Consider the following 14,048-nt stretch of genomic DNA (forward strand, 5'->3'; position numbering starts at 1 on the left):
CCAAGACGAAAAGCAGGAGCAACCATGAGCCTGAAACTCTCCGTTGGCGATCTCACCATTCACCGCATCATCGAGCAGGAAACCACGTTCCTGCCGGCTTTGGAGATGCTGCCGGGACTGACGCCGGAGGTCCTGGCGGAGCACCGCCCCTGGATGCGGAGAAGCGGCGCGCTCGACGACAGAGACGTGCTGATCCTGTGCTTCCAGTCCTATGTAGTGAAGACGCCGCACCACACCATCCTGATCGATAGCTGCATCGGCAACGACAAGCCGCGGCCGCAGCGCCCGAAATGGAACATGAAGACCGACGACACCTATATGCGCGGTCTCGCTGCGGCCGGGTTCTCCGTCGAAGACATCGACTACGTCATGTGCACGCATCTGCATGTCGACCATGTCGGCTGGAACACGCGGCTCGACAACGGCCGCTGGGTGCCCACCTTCCCGAAAGCGCGCTACGTGTTCGACAAGACCGAATTCGACTACTGGACCGAGACGCATGCCAAGACGCCCGTGCCGCCGTTTGGCGACAGCGTGCTACCGGTCGTCGCGGCGAAACAGGCCGAAATCGTCCGCAGCGATTTTGCGATCGGCGATCACACCCGCATCCTGCCGACGCCGGGACACACGCCCGGCCATGTCGCCTTCACCTTCGGCCGCGACAAGGATGACGCCGTGTTCTCGGGCGACCTGATACATTCGCCGCTGCAGACGCGCTATCCGGAATTATCCATGAAATTCGATGTCGACCAGGCACAAGCGGCGAAGACGCGGCGCGGTTTCCTGGAACGCTACTGCGACACCGATACGCTGTGCTGTACCGCGCATTTCCCGTCGCCTTCGGTCGGGAAGATCCGGCGCGCTGGTGACGGGTTCTCCTGCGAGGCGATATGAGTTCGGATCCATCTGCTTTCGAGACGCTGTCGATCGAACCGGTCGACGAGCACGTGACGATCGTCCGGCTCAATCGGCCGAACGCATCCAACGCGCTCAACACGCAGATGGGGCGCGATCTCGTGCGCTATTTCGAAGACGTCGCGCTCGATCCGAAGAGCCTGCGCTGCATCGTTCTGACCGGCGCCGGTGACAAGGCCTTCTGCGCCGGCGGCGACCTGAAGGAGCGGCGCGGCATGACCGATGAGGCGTGGACACGCCAGCATGTTATCTTCGAGCGGATGGTGCGGGCGCTGATCGACTGCCCGGTCCCGATCATCGGCGCCGTCAATGGCGCGGCCTATGGCGGCGGCTGCGAGATCGCGGGCTGTTGCGATTTTATCTACGCCGCGGAAACTGCGCGTTTTGCGCTCACCGAAGTGACGCTCGGCATCATGCCGGGCGGCGGCGGCACCCAAACCCTGCCGCGCGCCGTCGGCGAGCGCCGTGCCAAGGAGCTGATCCTGACCGGCAAGCCGTTTACTTCGGCGGAAGCATGTGAATGGGGTTTTGTGAACGAAGTCTTCCCGCTCGCCGAATTACTGCCGGCGGCGCTGGCGACCGCATCAAAGATCGCCCGCAACGCGCCGATCTCGGTCCGACAGGCCAAGCTTTCGATCCATCGCGGCCTGCAATTGTCCCTGCGGGACGGCCTCGCGCTCGAGATCGAGGCCTATAACCGCATGGTGCCGACGGAAGATCGCCGCGAGGGCGTGCTGGCCTTTAACGAGAAGCGCACGCCCAATTTCAAGGGCCGGTGAAGACCTTCAATCGAACAGGCTCGGCGTGTGGTTCACCGCCGCGCCTTCGATCGCCAGCATCTTCAGCTTCGTCACCACGCCGCCATTGGCGGAGAAGCCGCCAGGCTTGTTGCCCGCCGCCAGCACGCGATGGCACGGCACCACGATCGGACAGGGGTTGCGCCCCAGCGCCTGGCCGACGTCGCGCGACAGCTCCACGCCGCCCAGCTTCTTGGCGATATCGCCATAGGTCATGGTCTTGCCCGGCGGGATCGTACGCGCGATGTCGTAGACGCCGCGGTTGAATTCGGGAACGCCGTCGAGGTCGAGTACGACGTCGGCGAGATCGTTCGGCTTGCCTTCGAGCAGCTCGACGATGCCGTCGATCGCGGCCTGCACCTTCGCGGGCGGCTCTGCCTCGAGAAGGTCGCCGTGGCGCTGCTGCAGGCGCGTGCGGGTCTTCTTCTCATCGCCCATCGGCAATTGTACCGAGGTAATGCCGCGCTCGCCCCAGACGATACCGCAGCGGCCGATCGCAGTGTCGAATATCGTAAAATGGTGCCCGGTCATGGCTGGCTCCATATTCTCCTGTTCAATGCCACCCAGCTTCCTTCTGGCGCCAAATCTAGGCTTGGAGATTATTGCTATCCACCCGAATCCCGGGGGAACTTGACGGCATGAACAACTTCCGCTGATCTGCGGCTCCCGCCGACGCCCTTCAATGGCCCCTCGCCTGCTTCCAATTCCACGAGCTTCGTATGCAAACCCTTCACGTCAACGGCTATGACATGGCCTATCTCGATGTTGGCCAAAGCGCCGGCAATGGCCCGCCGCTGGTGTGCGTGCATGGCTCGTTGTGCGATTTCCGGATCTGGTCGTCGGTGCTGGGACCGCTGACTCGCAAGCACCGGGTGATCGCCCCTTCGTTGCGGCATTTCTTCCCCGACCACTGGGACGGCGTCGGCGATACCTATTCGATTGCACAGCATGTTGACGATGTGATCGGCTTCATCGAGAAGCTCGACATCAGGCCGGTCGATCTGATGGGCCATTCCCGCGGCGGGCACATCTGCTTCCGGGTCGCGCAGCGCCGGCCTGATCTGCTACGCAAGCTGATCCTGGCCGAACCCGGCGGCGAACTCGATGCCACGCTCGATGCTGCCTACAAGCCCGGCCCCTCGCCGCTTGCCGGAATGATCGCGGCTTCCGCCGAGGTGATCGCCAAGGGCGATACCGACGGCGGCTTGCAGATTTTCATGGATGCGCTGGAAGGCCCCGGCGCCTGGAAGCGCCTGCCAGCCACGCCGAAACAATTGCTGCGCGACAATGCAACGACGCTGATCGGCCAGATGCGCGACCATCGTCCACCGTTTTCCAAGGCGGACGCGGAAGCGATCACGACGCCGACGCTGTTCATCGGCGGCGCCAACACCAAGGGTACGCTGCCAAAGGTGCTCAATGCCCTGGCTGCCAACGTCAGGGGCTCGCGCGTCGAAATGATCCCGGGGGCCACGCATCCGATGTTCGAACAGGCGCCGCAGAAATACTGCGATATCGTGTTGTCGTATCTCGCGGAGGATTGATCGCGATGCAGACCTTGAACGTCAACGGCTACGACATGGCCTATCTGGATGTCGGCAAGGGCACTGGCGACAGCCCGCCACTGGTTCTCGTGCATGGTACGCTCGGCGATTTCCGCACATGGAACGCCGTGCTCGGACCGCTGTCGAAACGGCACCGCGTGATTTCGCTGAGCCTGCGGCGGTTCTTCCCTGAGCATTGGGACGGCGTCGGCAACGACTATCTGATGGCGCAGCACGTCGCCGACGTCATTGGCTTCATCGAGAAGCTCGATGCCGGACCGGTCGATCTGATCGGCCATTCCCGCGGCGGGCATATCGGATTCCGCGTGGCGCAGGCCCGGGCTGATTTGTTGCGCAAGGCCGTCCTTGCCGAACCGGGCGGCGATCTCGAACCGGCGCTGCAGCCGAGCAGTCCGCCTCCCGGCCCCGTGCCGCTCGGCCCGCGCGTTCCGGTCGCGGCCGAGATGGTGCGCAACGGTGATATTGACGGCGCGCTGGCGCTGTTCGTCGACGGCATCGACGGTGAAGGTGCGTGGGCGCGGTGGCCGGCGACGGCGCGGCAGCAATTGCGCGACAACGTCTATACGCTGCTCGGCCAGGTCGGCGAGAATCGCCAGCCGTTTCTGAAGAGCGAAGCGGAGGCGATCAGGACGCCGATGCTGTTGATCGGCGGCGGCGACACCAAGGGCGCGCTGGCGGTGAACTGGCGCGTGCTGGCCGAACATATTCCGGGCGCGCGGACGGCAGTGATCCCGGGCACGCGCCACTGGATGTTCGAACAGGCGCCGCAGGAATTTTGCAAGGTCGTGCTGGATTTTCTGGCGGCGTAGATGCGCCGCCGACTTCTTACTTTTGCTCGAGCCGCCACGCACCATCCCAATCGGCGGCCGGCGGGTTGGCCTGAAAATTCTCGACACGCCCGGCCAGTGTCTTCGCCGGTCCGTCGTTGGGAACAGCCTCGAGCGCCGCATGGAATGCCCGACTCGCGTCGTCCCAGCGGCGCTCCCGATAGGCGGCGAGCCCTTCGGCATATCGCTCACGCAGCGCCAGTTGCTTCTCGGTGAGCTCGCCCTTGCGCCCCAAGATATCGAACACCGCCTGGGCAACGCTCTGACCGGCGACCACCAGCCGATCGATCTCGCGGGATTCGACCGCATCGCCGGCCGCGGTGATCGCAACTTCCGAAACCAGCGAATGGCTGCCATAGACCTTGTTGGCGTTCTCCAGCCGCGACGCGAGATTAACCGCATCCCCCATCACCGTGTAGCTCATCATGAATTCCGAGCCGATGCTGCCGACCAGCACTTCGCCGGTGGCAACCCCAATGCGGACGTCGCAGTCGCTCGGCACGGTGCGTATGCCGAGCAATTCGGGCAGTTCCTTGCGCAACGCCGTACCGCGATCGGCCATCTCGACGGCAGCGAGGCAGGCCAGGCGCGCCTGCTCGCTATGCTCGGTAAAGGGAGGTCCCCAATAGGCCATGATCGCGTCGCCGATATATTTGTCGATGATGCCGCGATGGCTGCGGATCGGCCCCGACATCGTCGATAGATAGTGGTTCATCACCTTGACGAGGCCCTGCGGCGTCATGCCCTCGCTAAGGCTGGTAAAGCCCTGCATGTCGCAGAACAGCACGGTCATCACCCGCCGCTCGCCGGCGCTGGCAGTCAGCGACCGCTGGTCGATCAACCCTTCCACCACGCGCGGATCGACATAGCGGCCGAACGTCTCGCGCAGGCGCTCCTTGTGGCGCAACTGCTCGACCATGTTGTTGAAGGCGGCCGTGAGCTGGCCGATTTCGTCGCGCGTGGTAACGTCGATCGATCCGTCAAGCTGGCCGGCTTCGACGGCGCGGGTGCCGTCCAGAAGACGGCGAACCGGGCGAGTAATACCGGTGCTGACGAAGAACGCGAACGTCAATCCGAGGATGGCCGCAAGCATCGTCACGATCGCAGAGATGACGATCGCGCGCTGCTGATCCCGCATCGTCACGGCCGCATCGCTGCGGACCTGCTCCAGCATGTCGTGTCGGATTTCCTCGATTTTGCGATTGAATTCGTCGCGAAGCTCGTCGGTCCGAACAAGGCTGGCGCGTACTTCCGGCATGTTGCCGGCCTCCAGCAGCGGCCACATCCGCTTATTCTCTTCGTCCAGATAACGGCGAAGGTCGCTGGTTATGTTTTCGATCCGGTTTTCAATCCGTCCGAGCTTGGCGTCGTCGGAGACGGTGGTCGGATCATCAATGATTGCAATGATCAGGGCGCGTGCGGCCTGCGCCTCCCTGTCAATCTCCTTGCCTTTCGCCTCATAGATCGTTTGCTGATCTGCAAAGGCAGTTTGGTCCGGCGGTGTCTGTAGCTTGAGGAACACCATCCGGCGAACCACCACCGCCTGCTCCAGCGAGCGGACGTTCATCCGCGCCAGATGCCCATATGCTTCGACGTATTTTGTCGTCAGCTCATCGAGCTGATGCGCAATCTTTCGCGTCATCACCGTCGACAGCGCCGAGATGATCACCATCAGAAAGATCAGCCCGATGGCGATCCCAAGGATTCGCTTGCGGATCGTCGGTCGCAGCATCGAGGTATGTTCAAGAGCCAAGGACATGTTGGGAAACGGGATGAAGGTAATCCAAAAGCGAAAGCCCGGCCGATCTGGCCGGGCTTGATGTTTAGCGCGGGCCGGTGAATTAAGCACGTTCCGGCGCGTTAAAATTGGCCATAGTTTTGGGGATTCCCTCCCCGCTATACCTTCCAGACACCCACAGGCTGACGCACGGCGACGTTGAGCCTGTTCCAGACATTGATATTGGCGATTGCCAGAATCAACGCCGCGAGCTCCGCCTCGTTGAAATGCTTGTCGGCCTCACGCCAGACCTCGTCCGGCACCGGATCGGCGCGGTCGCTGATCCGGGTCAGCGCTTCCGTCAACGCCAGAGCCGCACGCTCGGCTTCGGTGAAATAGGGCGTGTCGCGCCAGGCGGCCACCGCGAACAGCCTCTCATCGGTCTCTCCGGCCTTCCTGGCGAGTTTCGGGTGCATATCGACACAGACGCTGCAGCCGTTGATCTGGCTGGCGCGCAGATGCACCAGTTCGAGCAGCTTTTCCGACAGGCTGTTCTTGGTCAGGTCACCCAGCGCCTGCAGCGCCTTCATGGCGTCGGGAACGACCATGACGGGGTGATTCATTCGGGCTTGCATCATTTTGCGCTCCATATGGTTGGTTCTGTTTTTGACGCGGCGGCGCCGATTTGCTGTCACATCGGCGCGCTTTCGTTCGTCATCACCATGACGGAACGCGACATGGGAATGTGACCGATGGACGAGAAAAAGTTTCTGGCTGAGAAATTCGAGGCCAACCGGCCCCATCTGCGGGCGGTGGCCTATCGCATGCTGGGCTCGACCAGCGAGGTCGACGACGCTGTGCAGGAGACATGGCTGCGGCTGAGCCGCTCCGACGCCAGTTCGGTTGAAAACCTCAGTGGCTGGCTGACCACGGTCGTGGCGCGCGTCTGCCTCGACATGCTGCGCTCGCGCAAATCGCGGCGAGAGGAACAGATGGGTCCGCACGTGCCGGAACCTGTCGCCGATGACCAGCATGGGCGGGATGCGGAAATGGCCGACTCCGTCGGTGCGGCACTGCTGGTGGTGCTGGAAACGCTCGCGCCTGCGGAGCGGCTCGCTTTCGTGCTGCACGACATGTTCGCCGTTCCGTTCGAGGAGATCGCGCCGATCGTGGGCCGCACGCCTGCTGCGGCAAGGCAACTGGCCAGCCACGCCCGCCGCCGGGTGCAGGGCTCGCCGCCGCCGGATGTCGACTTCAGCCGGCAGAAAAATATCGTCGACGCCTTCATCAAGGCCTCCCGCGAGGGCGACTTCGAAGGGCTGCTCGCGGTGCTCGATCCCGACGTGGTATTTCGCGCCGATTCCGCCGCGCAGCGACTGGGCTCGCTCGCCGAAATCCGCGGCGCTGCTGCGGTCGCCGAAACCTTCAAGGGACGCGCACAAGCCGCCAAGCCGGCGCTGGTCGATGGTGCATTGGCGCTCGCTGTCATTCTCGGCGGACAACTGCGCATCGTGGTGCGGCTGACGATCAGTGGCGACAGGATATCGGCGGTGGAAGCGGTGGCCGATGCCGAACGGATCGGCCAGTTCGACGTAAACCTGCTCACGTGAGCGGCGTCATCTTTGTTGCGGAAAACACGATCGCCTGAACCGGCATCCGGCCGGGATCGCCGAATTCGTGGCGAAACGCCTGTGCCATCGAGTCGACGATCTGGTCCGGATCGACGCCGCCGCGCGCCCGGACCTGATCGATCAGCGGATTACCATGGACGGCTGCCCGCGCGAAGATCGCGACATCTGGGAGCTCTCTTATCTGCCTGATCACGGCAATGCCGATGTCGCCGAAGCCAGCCGTGATCAGCATCTCCTTGATCGGATCGATCTGGTGGCAGGAGAACGGCACGTTGTAAAACTGCGGCGGGTCGGTCGGGAAGAAACGGCCCGGCACTTCATGCGCGATCCGGCCGAACGGATTGTAGCGATGAGAGTCCCAAACGCTGAGCACGTAGCGGCCGCCGGGCGCGAGCACACGATAAGCCTCGGAAAAGGATTTTGCCTTGTCCGGAAAGAACATCAGGCCGAACTGGCAAACGATCGCATCGAAGCTTGCATCGGCAAAGGGAAGCGCGACCGCATCGGCGGGCTGGAAGTCGACCTGCTCGCCGGACTGAAACTTGGCGCGGGCAATATCGAGCATCGGCGGATTGAAGTCCGTCGCCGTCAATTGGGTATCGGCCGGCAACGCATCGCGCAACTTACGCGTAACGATGCCGGTGCCGGCCGCTGTCTCCAGGACCCGCGCCGGGCGGCCAGCCGCAACGCGTTGCGCAATGTCAGCGGCATATTCGACGAAAATGACCGGCCCGAGGCCCTGATCGTAATAATGCGGGATGCTGCCCGTAAAACTCGCGGCGTTGTTGTCCATGTTCATCCTCCGATCACGCCAAGTATAGCCCGCCGGGCGCGCTGCAATTGTGAGTCTTCCCACAAGCCCTTGACAGAGCCTGGGCCGGCCGCTAGTTAGAATACGGAATTCCGTATTCTGAGATGGGCCGTCGGCGATGATTCCCTTGGATCCGCTCCCCAACCTGATCGATCAGGTCTATGCCCGGATCCTGGAGGCGATCACCGATCGTTCGCTGCCGCCCGGGCATCGCATCCGGCAGAGCGAGCTTGCAGAAAAGCTCGGCGTTTCGCGCCAGCCGGTGTCCCACGCGCTGCATTTGCTGCATTGGCAGGGGCTCGTCGCCGAAAGCGGCCGCCGCGGCTTTGAAGTCACCCGGCTCGACCCCGAACGCATTCGCCAGCTCTACGAAGTCCGAGGCGCGATCGACGCGCTGGCGGCAAAACTCGCGGCGGGGCGGGCGAAGACCGATGCCTCGGGGCGCGCGCAGCTCGAGGCGGCGCTGCAGGCCGGGCGGAGCATCGGCAAAGACACGCCGCTTTCGCGGCTGATCGCTCTCGACGTCGATTTTCACAGCGCCGTCTATCGCCTCGCGGGCAATCCGGCGATCGAGGAAATGATCGCGCCGCAATGGCCGCATATGCGCCGCTCGATGGCAACCGTGCTGGCGGAGCTCGATTACCGCGAACGCGCCTGGGCCGAACATGAGGCGATTGCGGCGCAGATTCTCGCCGGCAACGCCAGGGCGGCGGAGACCGCAGCGCTGGCGCATGCGCAGACGGCGGGACGAATGACTGAGGAGAGACTGAGGGCGACAGATAAGGCGGCGTAGCTAGAACGTCGCCGTTCCGGTATGGCGCGTCAGCACCAGACCGGAATGACAAACAACAAAAACCAAGGGAGAGAACACCATGAAACTGACGCCACAGCAGATCGAATTCTTCAACCGCGAGGGCTGGCTGTTTCTGCCGGAGTTGTTCAGCCAGGAGGAGGTGGATTATCTCGCCCGCGAGGCCGTCAGCATCTACGACACCGACCGGCCCGAGGTGTGGCGCGAGAAGAGCGGCGCACCGCGCACCGCCTTTGCCGCGCATCTCTATAACGAGGCGTTCGGTGCTCTCGGCGCGCATCCACGCATGATAGAGCCGATCGAGCAGATATTCGGCGAGAAGGTCTACATGCATCAATTCAAGATCAACGCGAAAGCCGCCTTCACCGGTGATGTCTGGCAGTGGCATCAGGATTACGGCACCTGGAAGCGCGACGACGGCATGCCGGAGCCGCGCGCGATGAACATCGCGATCTTCCTGGACGAGGTAATGCCGATCAACGGCCCGTTGATGCTGGTGCCGAAGAGCCAGCACGCCGGCGACCTCAAGGCCTCGCATGATCTGGAAACGACGTCCTATCCGCTGTGGACGTTGGATGAGGAGACTGTCACGCGGCTGGTAAAGGAAGGCGGCATCGTCGCGCCCACCGGCAAGCCGGGCGGCATGCTGATGTTCCACGGCAATCTGGTGCATGGATCAAGCGGCAACATCACGCCCTACCCGCGCAAGATCGTCTACCTGACGCTGAACGCGGTCTCGAACTATATCCGCACCCCCACCCGGCCCGACTACATAGCGCATCGCGATTTCACGCCGATCCAGACCGTCGACGACGACGCGCTGTTGCGGCTCGCGCGTGCGCATCGGCAAGCCGCGGAGTAAGGCTCTCGTGCCCCGGACGCAGCGCGGCGCGAAGCGATGCGCTGCTGAGCCGGGGCCGATGTCATGATTCCCCATCGGTCCCGGCTCTGCGGAGCAGCGTTGCGTCCGGGACACGTTTCAAATAGAGAGCCCGATCTCCATGAACCTTCACCACCTTCTCAACGCCCGCCTGGCGGCCGGCAAGCCGGTTCGCGTCGCGCTGATCGGCGCCGGAAAATTCGGCTCGATGTTCCTGTCGCAGGTGCCGCATACGCCGGGACTCGAAGTCCCTGTTATCATCGACATCGATCGTGATCGCGCGCGCGAAGCCTGCCGGATCGTCGGCTGGGATCAGGCGCGGATCGCGCGGACCGTCTTCACCAACGACGGCGCGCGCGCGATTGCCGACAGCGCAGTGGACGTCGTGGTGGAAGCTACCGGTAACCCGGCGGTCGGCATCAGGCATGCCCGCGCGGCCATTGCGGCCGGCAAGCATATCGTGATGGTCAATGTCGAGGCCGACGTGCTGGCCGGACCGCTATTGGCACAGGAAGCGCGCAGGGCTGGCGTGGTCTATTCGCTGGCTTACGGCGACCAGCCGGCGCTGACAGCGGAGATGGTGGACTGGGCGCGTGCGACGGGCTTTCGCGTCGTCGCCGCCGGCAAGGGCACCAAATACTTGCCCGCCTATCATGACGTGACGCCAGACGGCGTCTGGCAGCATTACGGGCTGACGGCGGGCGAAGCGCAATCGGCCGGCATGAACCCGCAGATGTTCAACTCGTTTCTGGATGGCACCAAGTCCGCGATCGAAATGGCGGCGATCGCCAACGCGACCGGACTGGATGTGCCGTCGGACGGTTTGCTGTTTCCGCCTTGCGGCGTCGACGATCTGCCGCATGTGATGCGGCCACGCGAGGCGGGCGGCGTGCTCGAGAAGGCTGGCCTTGCGGAAGTCGTGTCTTCGCTGGAGCGCGACGGCCGTCCCGTATTCAGGGATCTACGCTGGGGCGTCTACGTCGTGCTGGAAGCGCCGAACGATTACGCCGCCGATTGCTTCAGGCAATACGGGCTGAAGACCGACGCATCAGGACGATATGCGGCGATGTACAAGCCGTATCATCTGATCGGGCTCGAGCTGAATATCTCCATCCTCTCTGCCGCGCTGCGCAACGAGCCGACCGGCCAGCCGCATGATTTTCGCGGCGACGTCGCGGCGGTAGCAAAACGCGATCTGCGCGCCGGCGAAATGCTCGATGGCGAAGGCGGCTACACCGTGTGGGGCAAGTTGATGCCGGCATCGAAAAGCCTCGCCGCCGGCGCGCTGCCGATCGGGCTTGCCCATCGCGTCAAGCTGAAGAACGACGTCGCGCACGGCGAGGTGGTGCGCTGGAGCGATGTCGAGGTCGACGAAAATAGCGATGCCATCAAGACGCGGAGAGCGATGGAAGCAGCATTCTCGACGAGACGGTGATCACGCGGCGCGTGTCGGAAACAAGCTGCAGCCGGAAATTCCACGGCGCTGCGCATGCACGTTCAGGTCAAAATGACGAGTGCTGTCCTGGGCGCCTGCGCGGCGGAATTACCGCAATGCGGCAATCCGATTAGCCGACCGCGCATATTCCAGCGCCCACCATCTCAGTCTTTTGTCGGGTGAGAGCGACGGGCCGCTCGATATTCAAGCAGCTCTTCGCACTGCGATGAAACCAGAACGCTTGATTATCAATCACCAATTCGTCATCCTGCCTTCAGGTCCATAAAGCCGGGAAATTGATTGCATCGAAAAACCAAAAGCCTTGGTTTCAGGGCCCACATTCCTAAACAACAGTCCGGCACCGCCCATCGGAAAACCAGAGAAGACGACATGAGATCGTTGTCCCTTGGTCGGTCTCGACGACAACAGAGGGGAGACAAATGAAACGTCGTGATTTCTTGAAGGTGGGCGGCGTCGGTCTTGCCGCGAGTGCGGTGGCCGCGCCAGCAATTGCGCAGTCTAACCCGGAGATAAAGTGGCGCTACACGGCAAGCTGGCCGAAGGCGCTCGATACGCTGTACGGCGGCTGCGAATATTTCGCCAAGCGCGTTGCAGAAATCACCGACAACAAATTCCAGATTCAGGCGTTCGCGGCCGGCGAAATCGTGCCCGGTCTGCAGGTGCTCGACGCCGTCTCGAACGGCACGGTCGAGATGGGCAACACGGCGCTCTATTACTATTGGGGCAAGAACCCGGCCTTCACGTTCGGCACGTCGCTACCGTTCGGCCTCAACACACGCTCGCATATTTCGTGGCTGCGCTTCGGCGGCGGCATGGACATGCTCAACGACCTCTTGAAGGAGTATGGCTGCATCGGCCAGCCGACGGGATCTACCGGCGCGCAAATGGGCGGCTGGTTCCGGAAAGAGATCAAGTCGATGGACGACTTCCGGGGCCTCAAATTCCGCGTCGGCGGTTTCGCCGGCACCATCATCGCCAAGGTCGGCGGCGTGCCGCAGCAGATCGCGGGCGGCGACATCTATCCGGCGCTGGAAAAGGGCACCATCGATGCGGCCGAGTGGGTCGGCCCCTACGACGACGAGAAACTCGGCTTCGTGAAGGTCGCAAAGTACTACTACTATCCGGGCTGGTGGGAAGGCACCGGCCAGGGCCACAACATCATGAACCTCGAGAAATTCAACGCGCTGCCGAAGCATTACCAGGCCGCGATCGAGACCGCGTCCTACGATACGTTCACCTGGGTCACCGGCAAATACGACTACGTCAATCCGCCGGCACTGAAGCGGCTGTTGGCCGCGGGCGCGATCCTCAGACCGTTCCCGCAGGAAGTGCTCGAGGCCTGCTACAATGCCGCCAACGGCATCTACGCGGATCTCGCCAAGAACAACCCGCACTTCAACAAGATGTATACGAGCCTGTCGGCGTACCGTAACGAGTCGCTGGCGTGGAATCAGGTGGCTGAGCTGAGCTACGACAGCTTCATGATGCGGATGCGCACCCGCACCTGAGGCTCAAAGCCGCTGACAAAAAGAAGCCCCGGAGATTTCTCCGGGGCTTCTTCGTTGGACGGGTGGCTCTCCAATCTTTACGCGTTTTCTTCACGCGAACCGGTATCCGCCCTCGGATCACGTCCGAGGGCATGCTTCGTTTGAAAACCTGCGGCTTATTCCTCGCCCTCGCCGAGCGCCTCGGCGAGCTTGTCATAGTATTTCGCAACGAGATCGATGTTGCCCTTGTTCTCGATTGCCGGCGGCGGCGACTTCAGCGCCTCATTGAGATCGGCCAGCACTTCCTTCTTGTCCTTGGCCGACATCTTCTTATCGGCTTTGACCTGGGCAATCTGCGCTTTGAGCACGGCTTCGGCGCCGACGAACTTCTTCGTCGCGGGATCGAAGCCGCCGAGCACCAGACTGATGTTGTCGATCACGGTGTTGTATTCGTCGTAGCTGGTAAAGCCGTTCTTTTTGGCGGCGGCGTCGAGCTGCGCGTCGATCTTCGGATCGGGCTTCGCATTGTCGGGAATCTTGTCGGTGATGGCGTCAACGTCCTTTTGCGCCGCCAGCACGCCCTCGATCTGCTTCTCGGTCAGCGCGATCTGCTTGATGGCGGGGACCTCCTGCTGGGCAGGCGGCGGCGCGGCCTGGGCAGGAGCCTGCTTCGGCGGCGCCTGCTTGGCCTGCGCTAGCACCTCGCCGCTGGAAATGGCCGACAACGCGAGCGCGAGACAGGCGGTGCTCAAGGCAACGGCGGCGGGACGAAAGATCTCACGCATAGGACGCTCCTTTGAGGGATAGGCAGTGTTCGGACTTCATCCAACGAGCTATGGGAACCCGAATGAATGGCGTGTGAACTCGGGCGAAAGCTGATGCCGAATCGTGGCCGAATGATCACAACTCGTTCAGAGTTTGGTGATCGCTCCTCTTGTAGCTGTGCTTTAAGACGCTCGGAGGCCAGGCTAGCCGGCCGCGAATCACACTAAGCAACGCCACATGACTAGGTCTGTGAGAGACTGCACGTTGGCACGATGAAACGATCAACCCGACGCATCTGTAGGGTTGGCCACGCGCCACCAAGGCGCACCGTTACGCTAGGTCCAATGAGGTACAGAAACAAAAACGCCGCCTCCCCGAAGGGAAGC

Annotated in this window: 14 protein-coding genes; 9 read left to right on the top strand and 5 right to left on the bottom strand. The window is 62.7% G+C overall.

Annotated elements, in window-relative coordinates; translation table 11 throughout:
• The first annotated feature begins 24 nt into the window (after positions 1-24).
• Both IVA95_RS10880 and IVA95_RS10885 read left to right on the top strand, forming a co-directional pair.
• Positions 25-894: an MBL fold metallo-hydrolase gene (locus IVA95_RS10880; protein WP_247510471.1), complete on the top strand. Its 870-nt coding sequence runs from the start codon at positions 25-27 to the stop codon at positions 892-894.
• Entirely contained in the window at positions 891-1,694 is an 804-nt protein-coding gene (locus IVA95_RS10885) for an enoyl-CoA hydratase-related protein (protein ID WP_247510472.1), read from the top strand. Before IVA95_RS10880 ends, IVA95_RS10885 begins: the two co-directional genes overlap by 4 nt.
• Before the next feature lie 6 nt (positions 1,695-1,700).
• On the opposite strand, the gene IVA95_RS10890 is transcribed toward IVA95_RS10885, so the two are convergent.
• Positions 1,701-2,243 (bottom strand): methylated-DNA--[protein]-cysteine S-methyltransferase, encoded by a 543-nt coding sequence (locus IVA95_RS10890; RefSeq protein ID WP_247510473.1) that lies wholly within the window; start codon positions 2,241-2,243, stop codon positions 1,701-1,703.
• A 188-nt stretch (positions 2,244-2,431) separates the two neighbouring features.
• Here IVA95_RS10890 and IVA95_RS10895 point away from each other — a divergent pair, with 188 nt between their 5' ends.
• Positions 2,432-3,256: an alpha/beta hydrolase gene (locus IVA95_RS10895; protein WP_247510474.1), complete on the top strand. Its 825-nt coding sequence runs from the start codon at positions 2,432-2,434 to the stop codon at positions 3,254-3,256.
• A gap of 5 nt (positions 3,257-3,261) precedes the next feature.
• Positions 3,262-4,086 carry an alpha/beta hydrolase gene (locus tag IVA95_RS10900; RefSeq protein WP_247510475.1) on the top strand — a complete coding sequence of 275 codons (825 nt, stop codon included), beginning with the start codon at positions 3,262-3,264 and terminating at the stop codon, positions 4,084-4,086.
• Positions 4,087-4,102: 16 nt separating this feature from the next.
• Here IVA95_RS10900 and IVA95_RS10905 read toward each other — a convergent pair whose 3' ends face one another.
• Both IVA95_RS10905 and IVA95_RS10910 read right to left on the bottom strand, forming a co-directional pair.
• On the bottom strand, positions 4,103-5,836 hold the full coding sequence (locus tag IVA95_RS10905) for an adenylate/guanylate cyclase domain-containing protein (RefSeq protein WP_247510476.1): 1,734 nt from the start codon (positions 5,834-5,836) through the stop codon (positions 4,103-4,105).
• 164 nt (positions 5,837-6,000) lie between these two features.
• Entirely contained in the window at positions 6,001-6,456 is a 456-nt protein-coding gene (locus IVA95_RS10910; protein ID WP_247510500.1) for a carboxymuconolactone decarboxylase family protein, read from the bottom strand.
• A gap of 117 nt (positions 6,457-6,573) precedes the next feature.
• Between IVA95_RS10910 and IVA95_RS10915 the strand changes: the two genes are divergently transcribed.
• Positions 6,574-7,431: a sigma-70 family RNA polymerase sigma factor gene (locus tag IVA95_RS10915; RefSeq protein ID WP_247510477.1), complete on the top strand. Its 858-nt coding sequence runs from the start codon at positions 6,574-6,576 to the stop codon at positions 7,429-7,431.
• Here IVA95_RS10915 and IVA95_RS10920 read toward each other — a convergent pair.
• On the bottom strand, positions 7,424-8,245 hold the full coding sequence (locus IVA95_RS10920) for a methyltransferase domain-containing protein (protein ID WP_247510478.1): 822 nt from the start codon (positions 8,243-8,245) through the stop codon (positions 7,424-7,426). The two genes, IVA95_RS10915 and IVA95_RS10920, sit on opposite strands and share 8 nt — an antisense overlap.
• A gap of 136 nt (positions 8,246-8,381) precedes the next feature.
• Between IVA95_RS10920 and IVA95_RS10925 the strand changes: the two genes are divergently transcribed.
• The 4 genes from IVA95_RS10925 to IVA95_RS10940 all read left to right on the top strand — a co-directional run bounded on the left by IVA95_RS10925 (position 8,382) and on the right by IVA95_RS10940 (position 12,918).
• The gene (locus IVA95_RS10925) at positions 8,382-9,056 is read left to right on the top strand and encodes a GntR family transcriptional regulator (protein ID WP_247510479.1); all 675 of its coding nucleotides are present in this window, start codon (positions 8,382-8,384) and stop codon (positions 9,054-9,056) included.
• A 79-nt stretch (positions 9,057-9,135) separates the two neighbouring features.
• The gene (locus tag IVA95_RS10930; protein ID WP_247510480.1) at positions 9,136-9,936 is read left to right on the top strand and encodes a phytanoyl-CoA dioxygenase family protein; all 801 of its coding nucleotides are present in this window, start codon (positions 9,136-9,138) and stop codon (positions 9,934-9,936) included.
• A 139-nt stretch (positions 9,937-10,075) separates the two neighbouring features.
• Entirely contained in the window at positions 10,076-11,389 is a 1,314-nt protein-coding gene (locus tag IVA95_RS10935; RefSeq protein WP_247510481.1) for a Gfo/Idh/MocA family oxidoreductase, read from the top strand.
• 440 nt (positions 11,390-11,829) lie between these two features.
• Entirely contained in the window at positions 11,830-12,918 is a 1,089-nt protein-coding gene (locus tag IVA95_RS10940) for a twin-arginine translocation signal domain-containing protein (protein WP_213246877.1), read from the top strand.
• Between the two features lie 155 nt (positions 12,919-13,073).
• On the opposite strand, the gene IVA95_RS10945 is transcribed toward IVA95_RS10940, so the two are convergent.
• The gene (locus IVA95_RS10945) at positions 13,074-13,682 is read right to left on the bottom strand and encodes a hypothetical protein (protein WP_247510482.1); all 609 of its coding nucleotides are present in this window, start codon (positions 13,680-13,682) and stop codon (positions 13,074-13,076) included.
• Positions 13,683-14,048 lie beyond the last annotated feature (366 nt).

Source organism: Bradyrhizobium sp. 157, assembly GCF_023073815.1.
In the GTDB taxonomy this organism is placed as follows: Bacteria; Pseudomonadota; Alphaproteobacteria; order Rhizobiales; family Xanthobacteraceae; genus Bradyrhizobium.